This is a genomic window from Saccharothrix sp. NRRL B-16314 (genome assembly GCF_000716595.1).
In the GTDB taxonomy this organism is placed as follows: domain Bacteria; phylum Actinomycetota; class Actinomycetes; order Mycobacteriales; family Pseudonocardiaceae; genus Actinosynnema.
In genome coordinates, this window is record NZ_JNXC01000021.1 from 112,451 (window position 1) to 139,364 (window position 26,914).

Annotated in this window: 21 protein-coding genes and 1 pseudogene; 16 read left to right on the forward strand and 6 right to left on the reverse strand. The window is 71.5% G+C overall.

Annotated elements, in window-relative coordinates; genetic code table 11:
• Window positions 1-89: 89 nt before the first annotated feature.
• Window positions 90-510, reverse strand: a pseudogene (locus OQ02_RS47250) (hypothetical protein).
• A gap of 190 nt (window positions 511-700) precedes the next feature.
• On the opposite strand from OQ02_RS47250, the gene OQ02_RS26070 reads away from it, so the two are divergent.
• From OQ02_RS26070 to OQ02_RS26090, 5 genes are all read left to right on the forward strand, one after another.
• Window positions 701-1,900 carry a hypothetical protein gene (locus tag OQ02_RS26070; protein ID WP_156077323.1) on the forward strand — a complete coding sequence of 400 codons (1,200 nt, stop codon included), beginning with the start codon at window positions 701-703 and terminating at the stop codon, window positions 1,898-1,900.
• Window positions 1,901-2,103: 203 nt separating this feature from the next.
• A complete protein-coding gene (locus OQ02_RS26075; protein WP_197043498.1) occupies window positions 2,104-4,242 on the forward strand; it encodes a serine/threonine-protein kinase in 2,139 nt (712 codons plus the stop codon).
• Window positions 4,239-5,225: a PP2C family serine/threonine-protein phosphatase gene (locus OQ02_RS26080; RefSeq protein ID WP_197043499.1), complete on the forward strand. Its 987-nt coding sequence runs from the start codon at window positions 4,239-4,241 to the stop codon at window positions 5,223-5,225. Before OQ02_RS26075 ends, OQ02_RS26080 begins: the two co-directional genes overlap by 4 nt.
• Window positions 5,222-6,499, forward strand: a complete 1,278-nt coding sequence (locus tag OQ02_RS26085; protein ID WP_033441209.1) for a VWA domain-containing protein — start codon at window positions 5,222-5,224, stop codon at window positions 6,497-6,499. Before OQ02_RS26080 ends, OQ02_RS26085 begins: the two co-directional genes overlap by 4 nt.
• 3 nt (window positions 6,500-6,502) lie before the next feature.
• On the forward strand, window positions 6,503-7,174 hold the full coding sequence (locus OQ02_RS26090) for an FHA domain-containing protein (RefSeq protein ID WP_033441210.1): 672 nt from the start codon (window positions 6,503-6,505) through the stop codon (window positions 7,172-7,174).
• Window positions 7,175-7,222: 48 nt separating this feature from the next.
• Here the strand turns inward: OQ02_RS26090 and OQ02_RS26095 are convergent, their stop codons facing one another.
• A complete protein-coding gene (locus OQ02_RS26095) occupies window positions 7,223-8,209 on the reverse strand; it encodes a glutamate ABC transporter substrate-binding protein (protein WP_033441211.1) in 987 nt (328 codons plus the stop codon).
• Complete coding sequence (locus tag OQ02_RS26100; RefSeq protein ID WP_051772815.1) at window positions 8,206-9,522, reverse strand: hypothetical protein; 1,317 nt, start codon at window positions 9,520-9,522, stop codon at window positions 8,206-8,208. Before OQ02_RS26100 ends, OQ02_RS26095 begins: the two co-directional genes overlap by 4 nt.
• Window positions 9,523-9,685: 163 nt before the next feature.
• Between OQ02_RS26100 and OQ02_RS26105 the strand changes: the two genes are divergently transcribed.
• From OQ02_RS26105 to OQ02_RS26115, 3 genes are all read left to right on the forward strand, one after another.
• Window positions 9,686-12,658, forward strand: coding sequence for a UvrD-helicase domain-containing protein (locus tag OQ02_RS26105; RefSeq protein WP_033441212.1), 2,973 nt, complete (start codon window positions 9,686-9,688; stop codon window positions 12,656-12,658).
• Between the two features lie 46 nt (window positions 12,659-12,704).
• Entirely contained in the window at window positions 12,705-13,124 is a 420-nt protein-coding gene (locus OQ02_RS26110) for a VOC family protein (RefSeq protein ID WP_033441213.1), read from the forward strand.
• 153 nt (window positions 13,125-13,277) lie between these two features.
• A complete protein-coding gene (locus OQ02_RS26115; protein ID WP_033441214.1) occupies window positions 13,278-14,591 on the forward strand; it encodes an alpha-lytic protease prodomain-containing protein in 1,314 nt (437 codons plus the stop codon).
• Between the two features lie 66 nt (window positions 14,592-14,657).
• On the opposite strand, the gene OQ02_RS26120 is transcribed toward OQ02_RS26115, so the two are convergent.
• A complete protein-coding gene (locus OQ02_RS26120; RefSeq protein WP_081915966.1) occupies window positions 14,658-15,350 on the reverse strand; it encodes an SDR family NAD(P)-dependent oxidoreductase in 693 nt (230 codons plus the stop codon).
• A 72-nt stretch (window positions 15,351-15,422) separates the two neighbouring features.
• On the opposite strand from OQ02_RS26120, the gene OQ02_RS26125 reads away from it, so the two are divergent.
• Complete coding sequence (locus tag OQ02_RS26125) at window positions 15,423-15,992, forward strand: TetR/AcrR family transcriptional regulator (RefSeq protein ID WP_033441216.1); 570 nt, start codon at window positions 15,423-15,425, stop codon at window positions 15,990-15,992.
• A gap of 16 nt (window positions 15,993-16,008) precedes the next feature.
• The gene (locus OQ02_RS26130) at window positions 16,009-17,979 is read left to right on the forward strand and encodes a serine/threonine-protein kinase (protein WP_081915954.1); all 1,971 of its coding nucleotides are present in this window, start codon (window positions 16,009-16,011) and stop codon (window positions 17,977-17,979) included.
• A gap of 33 nt (window positions 17,980-18,012) precedes the next feature.
• On the opposite strand, the gene OQ02_RS26135 is transcribed toward OQ02_RS26130, so the two are convergent.
• Window positions 18,013-18,405 carry a DUF2000 domain-containing protein gene (locus OQ02_RS26135; RefSeq protein WP_197043501.1) on the reverse strand — a complete coding sequence of 131 codons (393 nt, stop codon included), beginning with the start codon at window positions 18,403-18,405 and terminating at the stop codon, window positions 18,013-18,015.
• Window positions 18,406-18,510: 105 nt separating this feature from the next.
• On the opposite strand from OQ02_RS26135, the gene OQ02_RS26140 reads away from it, so the two are divergent.
• On the forward strand, window positions 18,511-18,969 hold the full coding sequence (locus OQ02_RS26140; RefSeq protein WP_033441218.1) for an Lrp/AsnC family transcriptional regulator: 459 nt from the start codon (window positions 18,511-18,513) through the stop codon (window positions 18,967-18,969).
• Window positions 18,970-19,003: 34 nt separating this feature from the next.
• Here the strand turns inward: OQ02_RS26140 and OQ02_RS26145 are convergent, their stop codons facing one another.
• On the reverse strand, window positions 19,004-20,575 hold the full coding sequence (locus OQ02_RS26145; protein WP_033441219.1) for a dolichyl-phosphate-mannose--protein mannosyltransferase: 1,572 nt from the start codon (window positions 20,573-20,575) through the stop codon (window positions 19,004-19,006).
• Window positions 20,576-20,590: 15 nt separating this feature from the next.
• Here OQ02_RS26145 and rsmI point away from each other — a divergent pair, with 15 nt between their 5' ends.
• The 5 genes from rsmI to rsmA all read left to right on the forward strand — a co-directional run bounded on the left by rsmI (window position 20,591) and on the right by rsmA (window position 26,861).
• Window positions 20,591-21,445: a 16S rRNA (cytidine(1402)-2'-O)-methyltransferase gene (gene rsmI / locus OQ02_RS26150; protein ID WP_442973679.1), complete on the forward strand. Its 855-nt coding sequence runs from the start codon at window positions 20,591-20,593 to the stop codon at window positions 21,443-21,445.
• Window positions 21,446-21,565: 120 nt separating this feature from the next.
• Window positions 21,566-23,356, forward strand: a complete 1,791-nt coding sequence (metG, locus tag OQ02_RS26155) for a methionine--tRNA ligase (RefSeq protein ID WP_033441221.1) — start codon at window positions 21,566-21,568, stop codon at window positions 23,354-23,356.
• 10 nt (window positions 23,357-23,366) lie between these two features.
• On the forward strand, window positions 23,367-24,203 hold the full coding sequence (locus tag OQ02_RS26160) for a TatD family hydrolase (RefSeq protein ID WP_033441222.1): 837 nt from the start codon (window positions 23,367-23,369) through the stop codon (window positions 24,201-24,203).
• Between the two features lie 282 nt (window positions 24,204-24,485).
• Entirely contained in the window at window positions 24,486-25,916 is a 1,431-nt protein-coding gene (locus tag OQ02_RS26165) for a resuscitation-promoting factor (RefSeq protein ID WP_033441223.1), read from the forward strand.
• Window positions 25,917-25,982: 66 nt separating this feature from the next.
• Window positions 25,983-26,861 (forward strand): 16S rRNA (adenine(1518)-N(6)/adenine(1519)-N(6))-dimethyltransferase RsmA, encoded by an 879-nt coding sequence (rsmA, locus tag OQ02_RS26170; RefSeq protein ID WP_033441224.1) that lies wholly within the window; start codon window positions 25,983-25,985, stop codon window positions 26,859-26,861.
• Window positions 26,862-26,914: the final 53 nt, after the last annotated feature.

Here is a 26,914-nt window from a genome sequence, read left to right on the forward strand (position 1 = left end):
GGCCGCTCTCCGAGGTGGCCGTGAGGGTCACCTTCGACACCAGCGGACCGCCGTCTCAGGCGAACCGCGTGGCTTAGCAACCGATCCGTTCAAGATCGAGGCTGCCCGTGTATGTCTCGTGTGGGGATGCCGCGCTCCCGCAGTTTGCTCACCACGGTGGTGGGGTCGACGCACAGGTGTCCGTCGACTCGCGCGAGGGACCAGCCGAGGTTGTAGAAGCGGACAGCGTCGTCGACCTGCTCCGGCGACAGCCCGCGCCGCCGCATCGAGACTTCATGTCGGAGGATGTTGCTGACTGTCCGCCGTTCGTCGCCGAATCGGGTGCCCAACTCGTACACCGTCGCTCCAGGCTGGTACCCGGCGATGAGTTCCTGGACCTGGTCGGCGTCGAGCTGTCGTGCCCGTCCGGGTTTGGACCGGTCGACCGGTGGGGTCGGGCAGCCTCCGGAGCAGAGCCTCCAAGGCTTCTACCTGCGCGTTTGTGTTGTAGTAAGGTCCCCGCAGCTCCACCAGAGTCAAGGTGTGCGAACACCTCGGGGCGGGAACCGGTAAGCCGGTTCCCGCCCCTTTTCGCATGCGCGGCTGTCGGACCCGGCCGGCGCGAAAAGGTCCTTGGGGACGCCGGTTCGGATACTCTGCGACGACGGTCACGAAGTCGTTGACGCGGATGGTCGGACAGGATCGGTCGAACGGAAGTGCGTTGACGGACAACGAAGCTGGTGAGTTAGCCAGGGCCCTCGACCGGCACCAGGTCGACGCGACCGCCATGGCCAACGCGCTCGTCGAACTCGACGGGCACCCGGGGCACCGGCTCTTCACCTCCACCCTGTCCTCGGGGATCACCGCCGAGAGGTGGGCCGCGGCCGAGGTCACCTTCGCGGGCCTGTGGCGGGACTTCGACACCTACCGCGCGGTGCTCGACGAGGCCGAACGGGTGCGGGGACGGCGCTCCAAACCAGGGCCGGCCGAGGTCGCCGAACTGCGACGACTGCTCGTCGAACCGTCCGTCGAGGTGTCCCGGCGGGCCGTTCCGCTGCCTGAGCGCGGGTTGACCGGGGCCGCCGAGCAGATCGAGTCGATCACCCTCGCGGCGTTGACAGCCCGGATGCACGACGGGTACCGGCAGGTCAGCGAGCTGGCCGTGCGGTGCGACGAGCTGAATTCCACCACCCTCAAGACTTTCGGGCCGCTGCTGGAGCAGGCGCGAAAACTCGCCGAAGACTCCGCGGTGCTCGAACTAGAGCCGGCGCCGGTGGTGCGGCGAGTCCGCGAGATCGAACAGCTCGCGGGCAACGACCCGCTCGCGTTGGCCGACCGGTCGCTCGACGACACCCTGGCCCGGCTCACCGCCGAGTTCGCCGAGGAACGCGCGCGGGTCGACCGGATGCTGGTGCTGCGGGAACGCTGGGAGCAGGTGCGGACCGAACTCGTCGATTCCACGCGGGCGCTCGCCGACCTGCGGGTGGCCACCGCCGACGACTACGCGGCTGCCGCCGAGCGGGTCGTCGCCGGACTACCCGCCCTGCCGGCCGACCGGGCACCGCAACTGCAGGCCGCGATAGCGCGGCTGGACGGCCTGGGCTGGGCCAAGCGCGACGCGGGGGCGGTCGAGGTGCGGCGTGATCTCGCAGCCGCCGACGCGGAACTGCGCGCGGCGCGTCAGCTGGCCACGGGGTTGTTGGAGCGGCGCGAGGAACTGCGCGGACGATTCGGCGCCTACCGGGCCCGAGCTGTTCGGCTGGGGTTGGCCGAGGACGCCGCGGTGATGGCCGTCGCCGAGCGGATCAAGGCGACGTTGTGGCGGCGGCCGTCCGATCTCGCCGCCGCCACCAGGGACTTGGGGGACTTCCGCCGGCTGCTCGTCGAGCCCGGCACGGACACCGGAGGCAGGTCGGCATGAGCCAGAAGGATCGTTGCGCGCAGCCGGGTTGTGGCGGTGAGATCGACGGCGGTTATTGCGATACGTGTGGGATGGCTGGTGCGGTGTCGGTGAGTGCGCCTGTGACTGCGCCTGTGCCGCAGTCGGGGCCGGTGTCGGGTGGGGGGTGTTCGCAGCCGGGTTGTGGCGGTGAGATTGACGGCGGTTATTGCGATACGTGTGGGATGGCCGGTGCGGCCCCCGCCCGCTCGGAGACCGCCGCCTCGTCCTCCTCCGGCAAGCTCAGCGGCCGGGCGTCGCGTCGGACCGGCGCCACCTCCACCACGCATGCCACTTCCGGGCGTGGCGGCGGTCTCGGCGCCGGGCTCGTCGACGTCCCCCCGGTGCCCGTGGTCGACCCCGTCGCGGCCATCCTCAAGGACCCCCAGGTCGCCGAGAGCAAGCGGTACTGCAGCAAGTGCGACCAGCCCGTCGGCCGCGGCAAGGACGGGAAACCCGGACGGCTGCGCGGTTTCTGCCCGAAGGACGGCACCCCGTTCAACTTCGTGCCGTCGCTCACCGAGGGAACGCTCGTCGGCGGCCAGTACCTCGTGCAGGGCTGCCTCGCGCACGGCGGGCTCGGTTGGATCTACCTCGCCACCGACCGCAACGTCAACGACCGGTGGGTAGTGCTCAAGGGACTGCTCGACATCGACGACCCGGCCGCCCGCGCGGCAGCCGAGGCCGAGCGGCGGTTCCTGGCCGAGGTGAACCACCCGAACATCGTCATGATCCACAACTTCGTGGAGCACCCCGACGACGACGGCAAACCCGTCGGCTACATCGTGATGGAGTACGTCGGCGGCTCGTCGCTGCGCAAGCTCGTCGAGGACAGCGGCACTGCCGTCGGCCGCCGCCTCGCTCCGCTGCCACTGCCCCAGGTCATCTCCTACGGTTTGGAGATCCTGCCCGCGCTCGGCTACCTGCACGGCCAGGGTCTCGCCTACTGCGACCTCAAGCCGGACAACGTGATCCAGTACGAACGCCGGCTCAAGCTGATCGACATGGGCGCGGTCGTGCCGTTCGAGAACGCCGACGGCTTCGACTGGTACGGCACGCCCGGCTACCAGGCACCGGACTTCGAGTCCGGGGGGCCGTCACCGGCCGCCGACATCCACACCGTCGGCCGCACGCTCATGGTGATGGCGCTGGGCACGTCGCCGTTGCGCGGCGGCCGGCCGGTGCCGTTGCCCGACCCGGCGACCGAACGGCTGCTCGCCGAGCACGAGTCGTTCCACCGGCTGCTGCTGCGCGCCACCGACCCCGATCCGATGCGGCGCTTCGCCTCCGCCGAGGAGATGGCCGACCAGCTGAACGGCGTGCTGCGGGAGGTGCTCGCCGCCGAGGACGGCAAAGCGCGCCCCGGTGTGTCCACGTTGTTCGGTCCGTCGCCGTCGGTGTTCGGCATCGGCCTGCTGGGCGACGTGGGCAACCCCGGCCGCCCCCATCCGGTGGTGGTCGCCCGAACGTTGTCGGTTCCGCTCGTGGACACGAACGACCCGGCGGCCGGGCTGCTCGCCACGGTGTCGTCGGCGGCGCCGGAGGAGATCCTGCGCCTCGCGGCGGTCACCCCGACGCCCAGCGTCGAGCTGCGGTTCCGGGTGGTCCGCGCGCACCTGGAAGTCGGCGACGTCGGTTCGGCCAGTGAAGAGCTGCGGCGCCTGCGAACCGACCTGCCCGGTGACTGGCGCTGTGACTGGTTCACCGGGGTGGCGGCCTTGACCGCAGGGGACGCGCAGGCCGCGGCCACCGCGTTCGACACGGTGCTCGCGAAGCTGCCCGGTGAGTCCGCGCCGAAGCTGGCGCTGGCCGCCGCAGCGGAGTGCGCCGGCGACGACGCGGTGGCCGGCCGTTACTACCTGCAGGTCAACCGGCCGAATCCGGACATCGCCGACGCGGCGTTCGGCCAGGCGCGGGTGGCGTTGCGCGCCGGTCGGCCGGCGGTGGCGCTGGCCGCGCTGGACACGGTCGCACAGACGTCGAGCCAGTACGTGACCGCGCAGACGGTCGCGGTGAAGGTGATGATCGGCGGTTCGGTCGACGAGGGCGTGCTGCGTGCGGCGGCCGACCGGGTCGGCAGGCTCACCCTGGACCGGACCACGGGGCACGAGGTCCGCGCATCGGTGTTCAGGGCCGCGTTACCGCTGGTCATGGGGTCCGCCGCTGCTCGACCACCGCTGCTCGGCAGTGCCTGGACCGAGCGCGGCATACGGGCCGCGTTGGAGACCGAGCTGCGGGCGGGTGCCCGGCTGGCCACCGACGAAGCCACCAGGGTCGACCTGGTCGACCTGGCCAACGACGTCCGACCGGTGTCATGGGTGTGAACGAACAGTCCGCCAGTTGCCCGGCGTGCGACGAACCGGTCGGGCAGGGTGATCGGTTCTGCGAGGCGTGCGGCAATCCGTTGCTGCGCCAGGGCAGCACCTCCGCCGAGACCGCCGTGAAGGACGTCGCGCGGAAGTGCCCGGCGTGCGGCGCGGTGAGCGGAGCCACGACCGAGTACTGCGACGAGTGCGGGTTGCGCCTGCCGGACCCGGCCGACCGGACGACCATCGACCTCGGCGCCTTGGCCGGGGTCAGCGACCGGGGCCGGGTGCACCACCGCAACGAGGACGCGATCGCGCTCGCCCGCCTGCTCGACGGCACCACCGCCGCTGTGGTGTGCGACGGAGTGTCCACCACGAGGGAACCCGAACGCGCGGCACGGGCGGCGTCCGACGCGGCGCTGGCCGTGCTGCTCGGTGGGGACGCGCCGGTGGAACCGGTCGCCCGCGTCCGCGCGGCGGTGGCGGCGGCGGGTACGGCTGTGGCCACTTTGGACGGTTCGAACCCCTCGCCGGACGGACCGTCCTGCACGCTCGTGGCCGCCTACGTCGCCGACGGCGAGGTGACCGTCGGCTGGGTCGGCGACAGCCGGGCGTACTGGCTCGACGGCCCGGCCAGCCGCCTGCTCACCCGCGACCACTCGTGGGCCGCCGAGGTCGTCGCGGAAGGGCTCATGGACGAGGCGGTCGCGTTCGCCGACCGCCGCGCGCACACGATCACCCGCTGGCTGGGCCCGGACATGCGGCCCGATCCCGACGTGATCTCCGTGCCCCACAACGGCGAAGGCACCCTGCTCGTCTGCTCGGACGGTCTGTGGAACGAGGTGCCCGAGGCCGAGCGGATCGGCGAGTTCGCGGCGGGTGCGGGGGATGGGGCGACACCGCTGGCCGTCGCCAACCGGCTCACCGAGGTCGCACTGGCCGCCGGCGGCCGGGACAACATCAGCGTCGTCGTCATCCCTCTGGGAGGAGTACGGGTATGAGTGCAGAAGCAGAGTTCGCCGTCACCGTGGACCAGAACGCCTACCTTTCGGTGGGTGCCACGAGGGTGGACGCGGTCGTGTCGGTGACCGCCACCGGTGACGCCACCCCGGCGGTGGCCACCGAGGCGCTGGAAATGCTGATCATCGACACCTCCGGGTCGATGCAGGGCGACCGGATCGCCTCGGCGCGCACGGCCACCGCGGTCGCGATCGAGCAGCTGCGCGACGGCGTGCTGTTCGCCGTGATCTCCGGCGCGACCAGTGCCCGGCAGGTCTACCCGAAGCGCGGCGCGGTGCGAGCCGACGCCGGGACCAGGGCCGAGGCCGTCGCGGCGGTGCGCAAGCTCTCCGCGAGCGGGGGCACCGCGTTCTCCAACTGGCTGACTCTCGCGCGGCAGATCGCCGAGCAGCACCCCGGGGCGATCCGGCACGCGCTGCTGCTCACCGACGGCGAGAACGGCGACGGCCGCGGTGTGCTGGAGCAGGCCATCGAGGAGTGCGTCGGCGTGTTCAGCTGCGACTGCCGCGGCATCGGCACCGACTGGAAGGTCGCGGAGGTGCGCAAGATCGCGTCCGCGCTGCTGGGCACGGTGGACATCGTGGCGAACCCGGAGAACCTGGCCGCCGACTTCCACGCGATCATGAACTCCGCGATGGGCAAGCGGGTCGCGGACGTGTCGTTGCGGCTGTGGACGCCGAAGGGCGCGCAGGTCAAGTTCGTCAAGCAGGTCGCGCCGGAGGTCGAGGACCTGACCGCGAAGCGGGTGCAGACGGGGCCGTTGCACGGCGACTACCCGCTCGGCGCGTGGGGCGCGGAGAGCCGCGAGTACCACGTGTGCGTCGAGGTGCTCACGCAGGCGGTCGGCGCGGAGATGCTCGCCTGCCGGGCGATGGTGGTCCGCGGCGGGTCCGCGGAAACCCTCGCGCAGGGCCTGATCCGGGCCGTGTGGACCGATGACGACGCGTTGTCGGCCAAGGTCAGCAGGAAGGTCGCGCACTACACCGGGCAGTCGGAGTACGCGGACGCGGTCGAGCACGGGCTCGCCGCCCGTCGGGACGGCGACGAGCGCACGGCCACCGCGCGTCTCGGTCGCGCGGTCGCGCTGGCCACCGCGGCGGGCGACCGGGAGAAGCTCGACATGTTGGCGAAGGTGGTCGACGTGGACGACGCCGCGACCGGCACCGTCCGGTTGAAGAGCAAGGTCTCCAACGAGGCCGAGATGGAGCTGGACATCCGATCGCGGCGGACCAGCCGGATCCGCGGCGAGGGCTGAGCCGTGCCGGTGTGCGCGGCCGGGCACGATTCGACGGCCACCGACTACTGCGACGTGTGCGGGCTCGTGCTCGGGGCCGCCCCGTCACCGCTGCCGGAGGAACCGGAGGAGCCGGCAACTGTGCCGTCGGCACCTGCGGCACCGTCGGCCGGAGTGATGACCTGCGTCGGCTGCGGGGTGCTGAGGGAGGGCAGGTTCTGCGAGGAGTGCGGGTACGACAACGACCTGCCCGCGCCTCCGGCACCTCCCGCCGCGGTCGAGGCGGCGCAGTCGCTCTGGACGGCCGTGGTGCGGGCCGACCGCGCCTGGTTCGACGAGGTCCGCCGGCGTGAGGGTTCGGAGGCGGCGGAGATGGACTTCCCGCTCTACTGCCCGGAACGCCGCTTCGAGCTGGACCGCGAGCAGGTCGCGATCGGCAGGCGAAGCCGCTCGCGCGGTACCAACCCGGAGATCGACCTCGGTGGCCCGCCGCTGGACCCGGGGGTGTCCGCGCAGCACGCCGTGCTGGTGGCCCGCTCCGACGGCGGCTGGGACGTCGTCGACCTCGGCTCGACCAACGGCACCTCGGTCGGTGACACGACCGACGTGATCGAGCCCAACACCCCGGTCGAGGTCCCGGCCGGTGCGCCGATCCGGCTCGGTGCGTGGACCGTGATCACCCTGGAGCGGACCTAGGTCGTCGGCGGCGATCCGGGGGAGAACCCGAATCGCCGCCCGCGGTTCCTAGTCGCGGTAGGTGGCCTGCGGGATCGGCGGCACCGGGTTCAGCTGGGCGCCCAGCCACTTCCGGGCGCTCGCGGCGAGGCTGCCGTTGGCGCGGTCGCGTTCGAGCAGCTGGTTGACGAAGCGCACCAGGTCCGGCTGGCCGGGCTGCATCCCGACGCCGTAGTAGGCGTTGGCCAGTGGCCGGCCGACGACCTTCGTCTGCGGGTCCTGCGCGGCCATCCCGGCGAGGATGCCGTCGTCGCTGGACACCGCGTCGACCTTGCCCTGCTGCAACGCCACCATGCAGTGGGGGATGCCCGCCAGCGTCACCACGTCCACCGCGTGCTCGGGCTTGCGCAGCACGACCTCGGTGGTGGAGCCGATCGACGTGCAGACCTTCTTGCCCGCCAGCTGCTCGATCCCCTCCACACCGGACTTCGCCGGGACCAGCAGTCGCTGCGTCGCGTTGTAGTAGCCGGTGGAGAACTCCACCGTGCGCTGCCGGTCGCAGGTCGCGCTGAACGTGTTGACCACGACGTCGACCTGGCCCTGCTCGAGCAGGAGCGCCCGGTCGGCGACGTCGCGCACGACGTACTGGACCTTGTCCGGATCGCCGAGGATCGCCGCGGCGATCATGCGGACGATGTCGATGTCGGCGCCTTCGAGCTGCCCGGTCTGCGGGTTGCGGTAACCGAGCAGGTACTTGCCCTGGTCGACGCCCGCGATCAGCCGGCCGCGTTCCTGGATCTTCGCCATGGTCGAGCCGGACGGCATGGCGCCGGGCGGCGGCAACGAGCCGACCGGCCGCAGGCTGTCCTTGATGGTGTTGCACTCGCCTTGCTTCCCCGGCGGCGCCTTGGTGCCCGCGTCCGCGGTGGTCACGGCCACGGAATCGGTGCCGTACAAGGGAGGCAAGGCGGTGCTGCCCAGCGACAACACCGCCGCGACGGCGAGGACGACCACCGGCCGCCGGACGTCGACCTTGGCCTTCACGGGACCGGTCATCGGTACTCCTCCACCCGGCGTGCGATCCCGATCGCGAACCCGACAGCCGCCAACGCGAACAGCACCGCCGGGCCGAACCCGAGCAACGTCGTCGCGTCGCGCGCGTCACCGGTCGCGGCGGACAGCCGGGCCCGCGCGGTGTCACCAGCGTCGCGGACGGCCTTGTCCAGCGCGGTGAAGGCGGAACCCGAGCCGGCCGTGTCGGTACCGACGGCGGCCTGCACGGCGTCGGCGTAGCGGCCCTCGTCGTCGGCCGCGCGCAGGTTCTTGTGCGCTTCGACCCAGGTGGCGGTCGCCGTGCGGATGTCGGCGACGTCCACCCCGTTGTCCGCGGCGACGGCCAGCGGTCCGCCATCGGCCAGCAACCGGTCGATCTGGTCGGTGAAACCGTCGTCGGACGCGCTGCCACCGCTGCGGGCGACCAGCACGAGGCTCTCGTTGCTGCGGGCCTGCAGGACGAGCGTGCCGGCTTCGTCGAGCGCGGTCGCGGCGTTGCCGGCCTCGTTGGCGTCGGCCAGGGCGGTGTCGGCGGACACCGTGGCCGCCACCCACCACAGCAGCCCGGACGCGACCGCGACGATCGCGGCGGCGACGCCGACGTTCAGCCTGCGGCGGGTCCGCCGGAACTCCTTGCGGGAGAAGTCGAGGGCGATGAGCAGCAGCGCCAGCCCGAACACCACGACCGCGACCGGCAGCGCGCTGGCCCGCTGGTAGTCGGCGTTCAGCGCGCTCACCTCGCTGTGGCGCAAGGACTGGGCCGCGGGCAGCAGTTCGGTGCGCATCTGCGAGGACGCCTGCGACAGGTACGACTGGCCGAGCGGCAGCCCCTGCCGGTTGTACGTGCGCGCCGTCTCGATCAGCCCGGTGTAGGCGGGCAGCCCGGTGATCATGGTGTCCAGCGGCTTCGCGGCCGGGTCGTCCGGCGTGATCAGCCGGGACGCCTCCGCGAGCCGCCTGCCGGCGAGGGTGATGTCGGCGTCGTAGCGGGTGCGGATCGCGGGCGGCTCCTGGCCGGACGAGACGTAGCCGCTGGTGGCCATCGCGTCGGCGTCCGCGAGCGCCCGGTAGATCTCGCCCGCGGCTTGCGCCAACGACGCGTCGCGGTGGCCGGCGTCGTCGATCGCGCCGACCCGCGAGGTGCCGCCGACCAGGCTGATCACGGCGGTGACCAGGCCTGCGAGCGTCAACACCACGCCGATGCGCCGCAGCTGCGCGGGCGTGCGCGGCCCGGTCCACCGTGAAAGACGGGATCGTTGTAACCCGGTCGAACCACCGGCCGACGGCGGCGCGGCGGCCGGGATCTGCGTCGTCATGGGTACCCCCTTGGCAAGCTGCCGATCTTAACGACCGGAGGCGGGCACCACCCCGATCTCGGCGAAGGTCCCTCGGGTCCGCGGACCTGTGCGAGGTGGTCGACGAGAGCGCCGCGACGGGCCAGTGCGGGTGCGGTGTTGATCACTCACTACGATCCGGCCGGTGCGCTTTGTGGCGGATCTCCACATCCACTCCAAGTACTCCCGGGCCTGCAGCCGCGACTGCGACCTCGAACACCTGACCTGGTGGGCCCGGCGCAAGGGGATCTCGCTGGTCGGCACCGGCGACTTCACCCACCCCGCCTGGTACGACCACCTGACCGGGAACCTGGTCGAGGACTCACCGGGCCTGTTCCGGCTGCGCGAGGACCTGGACCGCGACATCGACCGCCGGCTGCCGCCGTCACTGGCGACGACACCGGTGCGGTTCATGCTGTCGGTGGAGATCTCCACCATCTACAAGCGCGGCGACCGGACGCGCAAGGTGCACCACCTCGTCTACATGCCGGACCTCCAGTCGGCGGCCCGCTTCAACACCCGGCTGGCCAAGATCGGCAACATCGGGTCCGACGGGCGGCCGATCCTCGGGCTGGACTCGCGCGACCTGCTGGAGATCACGCTGGAGTGCGGCGGTTACCTCGTGCCCGCGCACGTCTGGACGCCGTGGTTCGCGGTGCTCGGGTCGAAGTCCGGGTTCGACGCCATCGACGACTGCTACGTCGACCTCGCGTCCCACATCTTCGCCGTGGAGACCGGCCTGTCGTCCGACCCCGCGATGAACTGGCGCGTGTCGGGGCTCGACAAGTACCGCCTGGTCAGCAACTCCGACGCGCACTCGCCGCCCGCGCTGGGACGTGAGGCGACGGTGTTCGACACCGACCTGGACTACTACTCGGTGCGACACGCCCTGGAGACGGGCGACGGGTTCGCCGGCTCCCTCGAGTTCTTCCCCGAGGAGGGCAAGTACCACGTCGACGGTCACCGCAAGTGCGGCGTCCGGATGGAACCGCGGGAAACGCTGGCGCACCAGGGGGTCTGCCCCGAGTGCCGCAAGCCGCTGACGGTCGGCGTGCTCAGCCGGGTGGAGGAACTGGCCGACCGGGAGCCCGGTTCGCCACCGACCGGCGCCGCCGGGTTCACCAGCCTGGTGCCGCTGCCGGAGATCGTGGGCGAGATCGTCGGCACCGGGCCGAAGAGCAAGAAGGTGCAGGCGGAGGTCGACCGGCTGACGTCGGCGATGGGGCCGGAGCTGGTGATCCTTCAGGACGTCCCGGTGGACGACATCGCGGTGCACTCGACGTTGCTGGGCGAGGCGGTGGGCCGGCTGCGCCGCGGCGAGGTGGTGCGCGACTCGGGGTACGACGGCGAGTACGGCGTGATCCGGGTGTTCGAGCCGGGGGAGCTGGAGCGGCGGCGGTCGGCGTTCTCGCTGTTCGACTACACCGCGCCCGTGAAGTCCACTGTGGAGCGTCCACGGCCCGTGCCCGTCGAGCCCGCGACGCCCGAGCCCGTGGTTCCGGCCGTGGTCACGGGATCGCTGCTGGACGGGCTGGACCCGGAGCAGCGGGCGGCGGCCGAGGTGGACGGCGGGCCGTTGCTGATCATCGCCGGGCCGGGCACGGGCAAGACGCGGACGTTGACGCACCGGATCGCGGACCTGGTCACGTCGCGGGGCGTACCGGCCGCCGAGTGCCTGGCGATCACGTTCACCCGCCGTGCCGCGGAGGAGATGGCCGAACGCCTGGCGCTGCTCGCACCCGACGTCGTCGGCGACCTGACGATCGCGACGTTCCACTCGCTCGGGGTGCTGATCCTGCGTGAACACCACTCGTCAGCGGGATTGTCGGCGTCGTTCGGCGTCGCGGACCCCGACCGGCAGGTGGAGGTGGCGCTGACCGTCGTCGCGGACGCCAAGGAGGCGCGGGCGCTGGTCGAGTCCGGCGACGAGCGGTACAAGAAAGCGTTGCGGGCACTCGACCTGGTGGACTTCGAGGACCTGATCTCCTTGCCGCTGGCGCTGTTGGAGGACTCGCCCGACCTCGTCGCCGCGTACCGCTCGCGGTGGCGCTGGGTGTCCGTGGACGAGTACCAGGACGTCGACGAGCAGCAGTACCGGCTGCTCAAGCTGCTCACGCCGGCGGACGGCAACCTGACCGCGATCGGTGACCCGGACCAGGCGATCTACCGGTTCCGGGGCGCGGACGTCGGCTTCTTCCTGCGGTTCCAGGAGGACTTCCCCGCGGCCCGGACCGTGCACCTGACCAGGAACTACCGGTCGTCGTCCGCCGTCGTGACGGGTGCGCTGGAGGTGATCGCGCCGTCGTCCCTCGTCCCGGGACGGGAGCTGCGCCCCATGGTGGACCACGGTTCCGCGGCGATCGGCGTGCACCACGCGTCGTCGGAGTCGGCGGAAGCGGCTTTCGTGGCGCGGACCATCGAGCAGGTGCTGGGCGGCGCGTCGTTCCACGCGCTCGACAGCGGGCGCGTGGTGTCCGACGGCACGCAGGGCCTCGGTTTCTCGGACTTCGCGGTGCTGTACCGGATGGACCGGCAGTCACGGGCGCTGGTCGACGCGCTGACCGAGTCCGGTCTGCCGTTCCAGAAGCGCTCGCACGACCGCCTGGCCGACCGCCCCGGCGTGGCGCGGATCGCGAACGACCTCAAGTACGCGTCCGGCGACACGGTGCTGGAACGCGTGCGTGCCGTCGCGGGGGAAGACCACACCGCGTACGAACTGCTGAAACCCCTGGCCGCCACCTGCGACAGCGATTTCGAGCGCTTCCACACCGCGCTCGCGCTGGGCGTCGAGGTCGACACCTGGGACCCGAGGGCGGACCGGATCTCCCTGCTCACCCTGCACGCGTCCAAGGGCCTGGAATTCCCGGTCGTGTTCATCGTCGGGTGCGCGGACGGCCTGCTGCCGATGCGGTGGCCGGGCGCGGACGACCAGGACGCCGTGGACGAGGAACGCCGCCTGCTCTTCGTGGGCATGACCAGGGCGCAGCGACACCTGTTCCTCAGCCACACGACCGGGCGACCCCGGTCCCCGTTCCTCACCGCGCTCAAGGCGTACGACCAGCTCGGCGACGCGCAGCCGCGCCGCAAGCGCAAGGGGACCCAGCTGAGCCTGCTCTGACGCGTCCGACCGGAAATTGTCGTACCCCGCGGCTACGGTCGGCGCCATGGCACACACCATCGGCTTGGCCCTCGACTGCCACCACCCGACCGAGCTCGCCGAGTTCTGGAAGCTCGCCCTGGGCTACGAGGAGGAACCGCCGCCCCCGCCGTTCACGACGAGGGCGGAGTGGGCGGCGCAGTTCGACGACCCCGACGACGACCAGGACGACGGCGCCTGGCTGCACGACCCGGCGGGCGTCGGCCCGAAGCTGTTCCTGCAACAGGTGAAGGAGCCGAAGACGGAGAAGATCCGCCTCCACCTGGACGTGCGGGTGAGCCTGGAGGCGTCCCGAGAGGACCGCTGGCCGACGATCCAGGCCAAGGTGGCCCGGTTGGTGGAGGCGGGCGGTCGCGTGGTCGGTGAGCACCCGGAGCACCACGTCGTCATGGCCGACCCGGAGGGCAACGAGTTCTGCGTCTGCTGAAGGCGTCCGCGCGGGCGGTCCAAGATCACGAGTGGACTAGACCATAACACCGCGTTATGACTCGACTGGCATATCCGCCCGGCTCTCCTGACGCCTAGCGTCGGTGCCACGGCCCCGCATCCCGTGTCACCACCCCTGCAAGGAGACAAGCGGATGACTCGACGCACCGTCGCCGCTGCCGCCGTGGCGCTTCTGGGCGCCGCCGGTCTGGCAGCAGCGCTCACCACCACCGCGACCGCAGACCCGCCGCCGACCCTGACCGCGAACGGCGGCATGGTCGCCGCCCTGGCGCGCGACCTGAACCTGACCACGGAGCAGGCACGCGCCCGCATCGACCGGGAGGCCACCGCGGCCCGGACCGAGAGCACCCTCAAGACGCGCCTCGGCCCGGACTTCGCGGGTGCCTGGATGAACGCCGACGGCACCGAACTGGTCGTCGGCGTCACCACCGCGTCGCAGATCCAGGCCGTCGAGGCGGCGGGCGCGCGGCCGGAGGTGGTCGGCCGTTCCCTCGCCGACCTGGACGCGCTCAAGGTCAAGCTCGACCGGAACGCCCGCAGCGCACCGAAGTCGGTGCCCGGCTGGTACGTCGACACGCCCACCAACGCCGTGGTCGTCCTCGCCCGGGACGTCGCCGACGCGAAGGCGTTCGCGCGGGCCAGCGGCCTGGGCGAGGAGGACGTGCGGATCGAGCGGTCCGCCGAGCGGCCACGGCCGCTGATCGACGTGATCGGCGGCAACGCCTACTACATCGGCAGCGGCTCGCGCTGTTCGGTCGGGTTCGCGGTGGACGGCGGCTTCGTCACGGCCGGGCACTGCGGCCGGACGGGCGCGTCCACCACCCAGCCCAGCGGCACGTTCGCCGGGTCGAGCTTCCCCGGCAACGACTACGCCTGGGTCCGCACGGCCGCCGGCAACACGGGCCGTCCGCTGGTCAACCGCTACCCCGGCACGGTGCCGGTGGCGGGCTCCACCGAGGCGCCGGTGGGCGCCTCGGTCTGCCGCTCCGGCTCCACGACGGGCTGGCGCTGCGGCACCATCCAGCAGAAGAACGCCTCCGTGACCTACCCCGAAGGCACGATCACCGGTCTGACCCGCACGAACGCCTGCGCCGAACCCGGCGACTCCGGCGGCTCGTGGCTGACCGGTGACCAGGCGCAGGGCGTCACCTCCGGCGGCTCCGGGAACTGCACGTCCGGCGGGACGATCTACTTCCAGCCGGTCAACGAGATCCTCCAGGTCTACGGCCTCCGGTTGGTCGTCAGCGGCGGCACGCCCCCGACCAGCACCACGTCGCCCACGACGACCACGACGGACCCGGGTCAGACGACCTGGCAGCCAGGCGTCGCGTACGCGACCGGCTCCCTCGTGACGTACGGCGGCGTCGGGTACAGGTGCTTGCAGGGGCACACGTCCCAACCTGGCTGGGACCCGCCGGCGGTGCCGGCCCTGTGGCAGCGCGTGTGAGTGGCTAGCGGCGGGCGCACACGCGCGGAGGTCCGGCTCGTGCACAGCGAGCCGGACCTCGTCGCGTCACAAGTGGGCGCCGCCGGTCGCGTCGAGCCACGCGCCCGTCATCCAGCGCGCGGCGTCGGACGCCACGAACGAGACCACGTCGGCGATGTCGGCGGCGGCACCGATCCGCCCCAACGCCGAGCGCGCCGCCATCGCCGCCTCCGCGTCCGGGTTCCCCCGTAGCCACGACGCGTTCTGGTCGGTGTCCACCACGCCCGGCGCAACGGTGTTCACCGTGATCCCCCGTGGGCCGAGGTGTAGAGCCAGCGTGCGCGTGAACGTGTCCAGGGCGCCCTTCGTCATCGAGTACGCGATCCCCGTCGGCATGGCGATCCGCGTCGCCCCCGACGAGATGTTCACGATCCGCCCACCGTCCCGGAACAGCGGCAGCGTGCGCTGCACCAGGAAGAACGGCGCCCGCACGTTCACCGCGAACACCTCGTCGAACGCCTCGGGCGCCACGTCCTCGATCGGCGCCGGCAGCGCGATCGCGGCGTTGTTCACCAGCACGTCCAACGGCGGCAGCGCCGCCACCAGCGCGTCGAGGTCGTCGGGCAACGACGCCCGCACCGCGAACGCGCCGCCGCCGGCCTCCTCCACCACCGAGGCGGCTGCGGCGTCGTCCCGTGCGTAGTGCACGACGACCCGCATCCCGTCCGCCGCCAGCCGCAGGGCGATCGCCCGCCCGATCCCGCGACTCGCTCCCGTCACCAAAGCCGTCTTCACCTGCACCCCAATCTGTAACGTCCACTACAGAACGGGAACTGTAGTGGACGTTATAAAATGGGTGCCGTGGTGGGTCGCAAGCGGGGGTTCGACCGGGACGAGGTGCTGGACCAGATCACGCGCGCGTTCTGGCGCGACGGCTACCAGGCGACGTCCGTCGCGGGCCTCACCGAAGCCACCGGCGTCAACCCGCCGAGCCTCTACGCCGCGTTCGGCGACAAGCGCGCGCTCTTCACCGGAGCCGTCGACCGCTACCAGGCGACCTACGGCAGGTTCGCCTCGCGAGCCCTCGACGAGGAGCCCACCGCGCGCCAGGCCGTCGAGCGGATGCTGACCGAAGCCGCCGTCGAGTACACGACCCCCGGCCGGCCCAGGGGGTGCCTGGTCCTCAGCGCCCCCGAGTTGCACGAGTTGCGCGACCAGGCGATGCGGGCGGTCGAGGCCAAGATCCGGCACGATGTCGACACGGGTGCGCTCCCGGCCGGCACGGACGCGCACCGGCTGGCCGTGTTCGTCGCGGCCACCGCCCGGGGCATGTCGTCGCTCGCCCGGGACGGCGCCACGCGGGCCGAACTGTGCGACGTTGCCCGGACGGCGCTGTCGGCGTGGCCCGCACCCGTACCCTGAGAGGCGACGAGAAGGGGTGGTGCGGGTCGTGGAGCTGGCCGAGTCGCTGCTGGCGTGGCTGCACGGCTGGTCGGGCGTGCCCCTCTGCCCCGGTGACTGGGCGTGGACGGCGACCGCGTTCGGCGCCCTGATCGGCGTGCTGCCGACGGTCGCCGCGCTGCTGGCGATCACCGTCCGGCGGGTGGTCGGCAACTCCTACGGCCCGGTCACCGGCGCGATCTTCGCCGTGTTGGGCGTGGTCAGCACGCTGGTGCTGCCGTGGATGGCGTTCACGGCCACGTTCAAACTGCTCAGAGCCCGCGCGGTGACGGGGATGGAGACGCTGGACTCCACGCCGTGCCTGGCGTTCAGCCAGTTCGACTACCTGGTCGTCGCGCCGTCGTTCGTCGAGGCGATCAGTGGCCGGCGCGTGGAGTACGTGATCGCGGCCGGTGCGACGGCGGCCCTGGCGCTGCTCTGCCTGCTGTTCGTGATGCTCCAGGCGGGTTCGGCTTTCCGGCTCGGCCCGAGCTGGCCGCGCCGGGTGTTCTGGCCGCCGTTCGTGGTCCTGCTGCTGTCCACGTCCGCCCTGCCGGTCACGCTCGTGGGACACCTGCTGCTCGGGTTCTTCCCGATCTCGTTGCTGGGCTCCCTCGTCGTGCGGGTTTTCGGGTTGACTACCGCCATGCTGAACCGCCCCGGTCGCGATCGCGGGAACCCGAGCCCGCAACCCGCGGTGTCGAGAACGCCGCCGCCGCAGCAGCCGTCCCCCAAGCCCCACCAGCAGCAGCACCAGCCGCAGCAGGGGCAGCCACACCAGCCGCAGCAAGGGCAGCCGCACCAGCCGCCGCCCTACAAGGTGGAGAAGCCGCCGCCCTACCAGCCCGCGCAGATCCCGCAGTACCAGCCGATCCCGCCCTACCGGCCGACCCCGCCGCAGCGGCACTACCCGCCGACGCGGGTCGCCGACGTGCCCGTGGAAGCGCCCAAGCCGACCCGGGTGGACACGCCCGCGCCGCTCGCCGACACCCCCGGCCCGCTGCCGTTCGGTCCGGGAGCCGCCGGTGCGGGAGGCACTGGGGGCGGGCCGGGCACCGGCGGGTCCGCCGGTGTGCCGAAGTCCGCCTCGGACTCCGGCACGGTGTGGAACCCGGCCGGCGGTCGGTTCCGGCGGATCCGCCAGCTCGGACGCGGCGGGTTCGGCACCGTGTGGCTGGCCGTGGACGAGCAGTTGGCCCGCACGGTCGCGGTGAAGCTCGCGCACGCCCCGGACAACGAGACCGAGCAGCGCATGGTGCGTGAAGCGCGCGCTCTGGCCGCCGTGCGGCACCCGAACTGCGTGCGCGTGTTCGACATCGTCCAGGACCCGGACGGCCTGGCGATCATCATGGAGTACATCGACGGTCAGCCGCTGTCCGACGTGGTGCTCAAGAGCGGGATGCTCGCCGACACGCTCGCCGCCCGGCTCTGGGTGAACATGGCCGACGCGCTGGCCGCCGCGCACGAGCAGGGCGTCCTGCACCGGGACGTGAAGCCGTCCAACGTCATCGTGGACACCCAGGGCACCGCGCACCTGATCGACTTCGGCATCGCCCGGTCGAAGGGCGACAGCACGCTCACCGCCACCGGGATGATGGTCGGCACGCCCGACTTCCTCGCGCCGGAAACCGCGCGCGGCGAGGCGGCGAGCCCGGCGTCGGACGGCTGGCAGCTGGCCGCCACGGTCAGCTACGCCCTCACCGGCCAGCCGCCGCGCGGGTCGCGGGAGAACCCGATCTCGTCGCTGATGGCCGCCGCGCAGGGCGAGCCGTGCGTGAAGCTGCCCCAGCACAGCGCCCACTCCCGGCTGCTCGCCAGCGCGCTGGACGCCGACCCGGCCAAGCGGCCGACGCTCGGCGCGATCCGCAACGAGCTGAGCAGCTGGCTGTCGCAGGCCGGGCTGAGCAAGGAAGGCCCGGTCACGAGGATGATCGACCGGCCGGAACCGCCGACCCGTCCGGTGCGCTGAGCCCGACGGCGGCGGCCGGTCCGCCGCCGTGGCTCAGGCCATGAGGGGCAGCTTGCGGGTGAGCCGGGAGACGTCGGCGCGCGGGCCGTACAGGGCGACGGCGACGAACTCCGGGTCCTCGGTCCGGGAGAGGGCTTCGAGGTACTCGGGGTAGGTGCGGGACCGGCGGGCCACCTCGGTGAACCCGATCTTCAGCACGCCTTCGGCGCGGTGCAGGGCCTTGATGGTGTCGGCGGGCGCGGTCAGCACCGGCACCGGGTGGGTGTTCAGGCCGAGGTGGGCGGTGCCGTCGGCGTCCTTGGCGTCGTCGCCGAGGAGGTCGGGGAGGCGGGCGCCGAGGGTGAGGCCGAGGACGACGGCGGCGTTGGCGGCGAGGTTGGCGGGCAGGTCGTCGCGGAGGATCAGGGCCAGTTTGGTGGGCAGCACGGTCGGTTCCATTTCGTTCGGTGGAGAGGGCTCAGACTTCTCCACCTGAATGGCGTGGTCCAGCGCCTCCGAACTTCGTTCGGCGTGGTCTGCCATGATCGAACCGTGGACGAACTTGATTCGGCGATCGTCGGGAATCTGCAACTGGATGCGCGGCTGACCAACCGCGAGCTGGCCAGGCGGCTGGGCGTGGCGCCGTCGACGTGCCTGGAGCGCGTGCGCGCCCTGCGCGAGCGAGGCGTGATCAAGGGCTACCACGCGGACGTGGACCTGGGCGCCCTCAACCGCCCCGTCCAGGCCTTCGTGGCCGCCCGCCTGCGGCCCATGAGCCGCGCCGTGATCGACAACTTCAAGCCGGCCATCGGCGCCCTCCCCGAGGTGACCGCGATGTACGTGGTCGCGGGCGACGACGACTTCCTCATCCACCTGGCAGTGCAGGACCTGGAACACCTGCACGCGTTCCTCATCGACCGGCTGAGCGAACGCCGTGAAGTCATCAGCTTCCGCAGCTCGGTGATCTACGAGAGCATCCGCAACCCCGTGCTCACCGAGCTGCCGGGCTGAACGCCGGCGGAGCCGGACCCGGGGGCCGGACCTGTCAGTTCCAGGACGGAAGCCACTTCTGGGCGTCCCACGTCTCCGGGGTGATCGGTATGCCGTTGAGGATCGGCCACAGCCACACGAAGTTGGCCACGACCAGGCCCACGTAGAGCGCCACGGCGAGCAGGCCGGTGCCGCGGCGCTCCTTGCCGTCCGTCCGCTTCCCCAGCATCTCGCCCAACGCCAACGCGATCGCCAGCACCAGGAACGGCGCCATCGGCGTCACGTAGAAGAAGTACATCTGCCGGTCGACGTTCAGGAACCACGGCAGGAAGCCCGCGCCGTACCCGACCAGCACCGCCGCGTACCGCCAGTCCAGCCGGGTGATCGACTGCCACAGCGCCCACGCCAGCACCGGGAACGCCAGCCACCACATGGCGGGCGTCCCGATCAGCATGATCGCGCCGACGCACGTCGGCCCGCCGCAGCCCTGCACCGCGCCCTCGAAGTAGTAGAGCATCGGCCGCAGGCCCATCGGCCACGTCCACGGCTTCGACTCCCACGGGTGCCGGTTCGTCTCCGACGTCACCAGCTTGGTGTGGAAGTCCAGCACGTTCCCGCTGTAGTACCAGAGCGCCCGCAGCGGGTCGGGGATCCACGAGTCGTCCGGCAGCTTCCCGCCCACGACGTGCCGGTCGATGGCCGTCTCCGACGTGAACCACGCCCACCACGTCGCCAGGTACGCCAGGATCGGGATCACCAGCAGCGCGAACAGCGACGGCAGCAGGTCCTTCGCGAACGACCCCAGCCACGGCCGCTCCACCCCGGCGGCACGGCGGGCGGTGGCGCTCCACAGCACCGACAGCACGCCGAAGAACGCGATGTACCAGACCCCGGACCACTTGACGCCGCACGCCAGGCCGAGCGCGACCCCACCGGCGAACCGCCACCAGCGGAAACCCAGCCACGGACCCAGCGGTGAGCTCGTCGCCCACCCCTCGCGCACCGCGACGGCCAGCCGCGACCGCACCTGGTCCCGGTCCACCACCAGGCACGCGAACGCCACCACCACGAAGAACGCCAGGAAGATGTCCAGCATCCCCATCCGCGACTGCACGTGGCTCACGCCGTCCGCGATGAGCAGCACACCGGCGATCGCGCCGATCAGGTCGGACCGGGTGAGCCGCCGGGCGATCCGCACCACCAGCAGGATCGTCAACGTGCCCACGACCGCCGACGCGAACCGCCAGCCGACGCCGTCGTAGCCGAACAGCCACTCGCCGAGCGCGATCAGCTGCTTGCCCAGCGGCGGGTGGACGATCAGCTCGTAGCCGGGGTTGTCCTCGTAGCCGCCGTTGCGCAGCACCGACGCGCCCTGCGGCACGTAGTGCTTCTCGTCGAAGATCGGGGTGCCCTTGTCGGTCGGGAACCCCAGGTTCCAGAACCGCACGACGCCGCCGATCAGCGCCACGGTCAGCGTGACGAGCCAGCCCCTCAGGGCGTCGCTCAGGGGGCCGGGTTCGAGCTGGCGTGCCCGCTCCTCGCGGTCGTTGCCCGGAGGAGGGCTCGCCGGCGGAACCTCGCCGGCCTCGACCACGTCGTCTGCGGACTGCGGTGCGATCAGGCTCACGTCGCCGATCGTAGGGTGAGAGGTGTGAGACCTGTATCTGGATCAGGCCGTTTGGTGCTGGCCGCTACTCCGCTCGGCGACGTCCGGGACGCTTCGGCGCGCCTGGTGGACGCTTTGGGATCGGCCGACGTGATCGCGGCGGAGGACACCCGGAGACTCCGGTCGTTGGCCACGGCCCTGGGGGTGACCCCGTCGGGGCGGGTCGTCAGCTTCTACGACCAGGTCGAGACGGCCCGGCTGCCGAAGCTGCTGGAGGCGCTGCACGAGGGGCAGACGGTCGTCCTGGTGACGGACGCCGGCATGCCCAGCGTGTCCGACCCCGGCTACCGGCTCGTGGCGGCGTGCGTGGAGGAGGACATCCGGGTCACGTGCCTGCCCGGACCGTCCGCCGTGACGACCGCCCTGGCGTTGTCGGGGCTGCCGTCGGACCGCTTCTGCTTCGACGGCTTCCCGCCGCGCAAGCAGGGCGAGCGGCAGCGGTGGTTCGCGGCGCTGGCGAACGAGCCGCGGACGTGCGTCTTCTTCGAATCACCCCATCGGCTGGCGGACACGCTCGCCGACGCGGCCTCGGTGCTGGGCGACGACCGGCGGGCGGCGGTGTGCCGGGAGCTGACCAAGACGTACGAGGAGGTCAAGCGGGGTGGGCTCGGTGAGCTGGCCGAGTGGGCGGCCGAGGGGGTGCGGGGCGAGATCACGGTCGTGCTGGCGCCCGCCGAGACCCGTGAGGCGCCGCCGATGGAGGCGCTGGTGGCCGAGGTGAAGCAGCGGGTGGCCGACGGGGAGCGGATGAAGTCGGCGGCGGCGGAGGTCGCGGAGGCGGCGGGCGTGGGCAAGAAGGCGCTGTACGACGCGGTGGTCAGGGGCTCCTGACCGGGGTGGCGGAGCGCGTCCGCGGCTCCGCGCCGGCGCGCGGCCGGTGGTCGTCAGCGGTCGGACGCGACCAGCCCGACCCGCGAAAACCTGCTGGACGCACCTCCGTAGGCTTGGCCCATGAGTGCCTCCGTGCTGACCGCGGTGGCGTGGCCCTACGCCAACGGCCCCCGCCACATCGGTCACGTCTCCGGTTTCGGTGTCCCTTCCGACGTGTTCTCCCGCTACATGCGCATGTCGGGCAACCGGGTGCTGATGGTCTCCGGCTCGGACGAGCACGGCACGCCCATCTCGGTCCAGGCCGAGAAGGAGGGCATGTCCACCCGCGAGCTCGTGGACAAGTACCACCGGGTCATCGCGAACGACCTGCACGGCCTCGGCCTGTCCTACGACCTGTTCACCCGGACCACCACCGGCAACCACTACAAGGTGGTCCAGGAGCTGTTCCTCGCCCTCTGGCGCAACGGCTACGTCGTCCCCAAGACCGAGATGGGCGCGATCAGCCCGTCCACCGGCCGCACCCTGCCCGACCGCTACATCGAGGGCACCTGCCCGATCTGCGGCTACGACGGCGCCCGCGGCGACCAGTGCGACAACTGCGGCAACCAGCTCGACCCGATCGACCTGAAGAACCCGCGCTCGCGCATCAACGGCGAGGTGCCGAAGTTCGTCGAGACCGAGCACCTGTTCCTGGACCTGCCGCAGTTCATCGACGCGCTCGGCGGCTGGCTCCAGACCCGCACCGAGTGGCGCCCGAACGTGCTCAAGTTCAGCCAGAACCTCATCGGCGACCTCCGCCCGCGCGCCATCACCCGCGACCTGGACTGGGGCATCCCCATCCCGCTCGACGGCTGGAGCGAGCAGCCGATGAAGCGCTTCTACGTGTGGTTCGACGCGGTCATCGGCTACCTCAGCGCGTCGGTCGAGTGGGCCCGCCGCAGCGGGGACGACGACGCCTGGAAGGAGTTCTGGACCGGCGACGCCCAGGGCTACTACTTCATGGGCAAGGACAACATCGTCTTCCACTCGCTGATCTGGCCCTCCCTGCTCCTCGGGCAGAACGGCCAGGGCGCGAAGGGCGGCGAGCCGGGCGCGTTCGGCGCGCTGAACCTGCCCACCGAGGTGGTCAGCTCCGAGTTCCTGACCATGAGCGGCTCGAAGTTCTCCACCTCGCGCGGCACGGTCATCTACGTGACGGACTTCCTGAAGGAGTTCGGCCCGGACGCCCTGCGCTACTTCATCTCGGTCGCCGGCCCGGAGAACCAGGACACCGACTTCACCTGGGAGGAGTTCGTCCGCCGGACCAACTTCGAGCTGGCCAACGAGTGGGGCAACCTGGTCAACCGGTCGATCTCGATGGCGCACAAGAACGTGGGCGCCGTGCCGAGGCCGACCAACCCCACCCGGGCCGACCACGAGCTGCTCGAACTCAGCCGCAAGGCGTTCGGCACGGTGGGCGCGAACCTGCGCCGCTCGCGGTTCAAGCAGGCGTCCTCGGAGGCCATGAAGGTGGTCGGCGCGGCGAACCGCTACCTGTCCGACCAGGAGCCGTGGAAGCTCAAGGACGACCCGGAGCGCCGCGACACCGTGCTGCACACCGCGTTGCAGGTCGTGCAGGACGCGAACGCCCTGCTCACCCCGTTCCTGCCGCACTCGGCGCAGAAGGTGCACGAGGCGCTGGGCGGCACGGGCGTGTGGGCGGCGCAGCCGGAGATCACCGAGGTCGAGGACCTGGACGTGCCGGACCGCGGGTACCCGGTGCTGACCGGCGACTACGCGGGCGAGCAGGCGACGTGGGCGTCCACGCCGATCGAGGTCGGCCGGCCGCTGGCGAAGCCCGCGCCGCTGTTCGCGAAGCTCGACCCGGAGCTGGGCGAGACCGGCCCCGAGTGGGCCCCGATCGTCAAGTAGCCCGGCTCAAGTGACGAAACGCCGCGGCGAGCGGCCACCGGTCCCGGAAACCCTTCCGGCGCCGGTGGTCGACGCCCACACCCACCTGGACGCGTGCGGCGCGGAGACGCCCGAGCAGGTCCGCGAGATCCTCGACCGGGCCGCACTCGCCGGTGTCGACCGCGTGATCACCGTCGCCGACGACCTGGCCTCCGCGCACTGGGCCGCCGAAGCCGCCACGTGGGACGACCGGGTGTTCGCCGCCGTCGCCCTGCACCCCACCCGCACGTCCGCGTTCGGCGACGCGGAGCGGACCGCGCTGGCGGAACTCGCCGAACGGCCGAGGGTCGTCGCGATCGGCGAGACCGGTTTGGACTACTACTGGGACTACGCGCCGAAAAGCGCCCAGCACGAGGCGTTCCGGTGGCACATCGACCTCGCCAAGCGGGTCGGCAAGGCGCTGATGATCCACGACCGGGACGCGCACGACGACATCCTCGCCGTGCTGGACACCGAAGGCGCGCCCTCCACAGTGGTCTTCCACTGCTTCTCCGGCGACCTCTCCTTCGCGCGCGCGTGCGTGGAGCGTGGTTTCGTGCTGTCGTTCGCGGGCGCCGTGACGTTCCGCAACGCCCAAGCCCTCAGGGAAGCCGCCCGTTGGGTGCCGGACGACCACGTCCTGGTCGAGACGGACGCGCCGTTCCTGACCCCTCACCCGTACCGGGGTCGCCCGAACGAACCGTATTGCGCGAACTACACACTCCGGGACTTGGCGACACTGCGTGACGTAGATCCGGCCGATCTTGCGTCGAAGATCACCCGAAACGCCGAACGGATCTTCGGTCTTCGTGACGTGGCGGAGTCGTAATCCCTCTTACGACGAATGGCGGACACACTTGCTCCGCCGACGGAGTGACTGAGGTCACAAGGCTTGCAGGGGTGTTTGCACAACCCCCGGACACCCGTTACGGTCCCGTGACCGTGGCCCGAGTTTGAAAATCGGGACGCACCCGCAGTCGGGGCGGGTCACACAGACACCAGAAGCGAGAAGACGAGCGGACGCACAGGAGTTGCCGGAGATCACGAGCTGACCACCGACATCGACCGTGCGCGCAGCCGGACTTCGCGCCTTCAGGAGGTATGGCACCCCGTGAACTCGTTCAACGAGGACACCGACTGGTTTACGCCCGTGCAGGTGGCGCCGACAGGCGTCGACGTCCTGGACAGACCCGGGCCGCCGTCCGAATGGGACACCGCGGTGTTCACCATCACCCCGGACGACGTGCTCGAAGTGCTCGGTCCGGACGCGGACGAACTGCTGGCCGGCGCGAACGTCGACGTCGACGAGCTGATCCGGCTCATCAACGCCGAGACCACGCTCCTCCCCCCGATCATCATCCCCGACGAGGTCTCCCAGGACCGGGTCGCGGGCAGCATGGCTGCCGAGCAGCCGAGCGCCCCGCCCGCCGCGCTGGTCGAAGCCGCGGGGAAGTGGAAGCGCCGCTTCCTGAAGGCCGCGGTCCTCACCGTGCTGGTGACCGTCTCCGGCGGTGGCGCCACCGCGATCGCGATGGACAAGTCCGTCACGGTCGACGTCGACGGCGAAGCCAAGACCGTCCGCACCTACGAGTCCACCGTCGGCGAGATCCTGGCCGACGAGGGCATCACGATCGGCGAGCACGACGCGCTCAGCCCGTCACCCCAGGCGAAGGTCGGCGACGGCGGGAAGATCTCGCTGGACCGCGGCCGGCTGGTGAAGATGACGGTCGACGGCGAGCAGCGCGAGGGCTGGGTCCGCTCGGTCACCGTGGACGAGGCGCTGGACCAGCTCCAGGTCCAGGACGACGGCGCCTGGCTCTCCCACGACCGCGGCATGGACGTGCCGCTCGAGGGCATCGCGCTGGAGGTCAAGAGCCTCAAGACCGTCACGGTCTACGACGGCGGCAACGCGCCCCGGCAGGTGCGGACCACGGCGGTGACCGTGGACGAGCTGCTGAAGGCCGAGAACCTGTCGCTCGGGCCGGACGACCAGCTCGGGACGGCGCTGGACCTGAAGGTCACGAACGGCGCCGAGGTGCACATCACGCGCACCGGCGTGTCGGTGGTCAACGCGACGGAGGCCATCCAGCCGCCCGTCGAGGAGGTCACGGACGACACGATGATGAAGGGCCAGAAAGAGGTCCTGGAGCCGGGTGTGCCCGGCGAGCAGATCGTCACCTACCGCGTCACGGTGAAGAACGGCGCCGAGGTCGGCCGCGAGAAGCTGGGCGCGAAGGTCACCAAGGAGCCGGTGGCCAAGAAGGTCAAGGTCGGCACGAAGCTCCCGCCCGACGGCGAGGTGTGGGACCGGCTGGCCTACTGCGAGGCGACCGGCAACTGGGCCATCAACACCGGCAACGGCTACTACGGCGGCCTCCAGTTCAACAAGGGCACCTGGGACGCCTACGGCGGCAGCCAGTACGCCGCGTACCCGCACCAGGCGAGCCGCGAGCAGCAGATCGCCATCGCGACCAAGCTCCGCGACGCCCGCGGCGGCTACTCCGCGTGGCCCCACTGCCAGCAGAAGCTGGGCCTGCCGTAACCCGGCGCCGCCTGCGACCTCGCGTGGTGGTGCGGGTCCGGGCGCGACGTGGTGGAGAATGGATCGGTGACTGAGGATTCGACGTCGGCCGGGTCGGGGAGTTCGCTCCTCGGCCCGGCCGACGTCCGTCGGCTGGCAGCCGAGCTGGACATCCGCCCCACCAAGAAGCTCGGCCAGAACTTCGTGCACGACCCGAACACGGTGCGGCGCATCGTGTCCGCGGCCGGGCTGCGCGCCGACGACGTGGTGCTGGAGGTCGGCCCCGGCCTGGGTTCGCTGACGCTGGCGCTGCTGCCGTCGTGCCGCGCGCTGGTGGCCGTGGAGATCGACGGGGTGCTGGCGGACCGACTGCCGGTGACGGTGGCCGAACGCGCGCCCGGCCTGGCCGACCGGTTGAGCGTGGTGCACGCCGATGCGATGCGCGTCACACCGTCCGACCTGCCCGTGGAGCCGACCGCGCTCGTCGCGAACCTGCCGTACAACGTGGCCGTGCCCGTGGTGCTGCACCTGCTGGCCGAGCTGCCGTCGTTGTGCACCGGCCTGGTGATGGTGCAGTCCGAGGTGGCCGACCGGATGGCCGCCGGACCGGGCAGCAAGGTCTACGGCGTGCCCAGCGTGAAGCTCGCCTGGTACGCGGACGCGCGGCGGGCCGGCCCGGTGCCGCGCTCGGTGTTCTGGCCGGTGCCCAACGTGGACTCCGCGCTGGTCGCGTTCGAACGGCACCCCGCACTGTCCACTGTGGATCAAAAGCTGCTGTTCTCGTTGGTGGACGCGGCTTTCGCGCAGCGGCGCAAGATGCTCCGCGGCGCCCTCTCCGGGTGGGCCGGTTCGGCGGCCGAGGCCGAGCGGCTGCTCGTCGCGGCGGGCGTTGACCCCGCGGTGCGCGGCGAACAACTGGACGTCAGTGCCTTCATCCGGATAGCCGAGGCTGCTACCGCTCGATAGACGTTGATCTTTCGGCCGAAAGTGTGATTTGCCGGACGATCCGGTTACAGGCT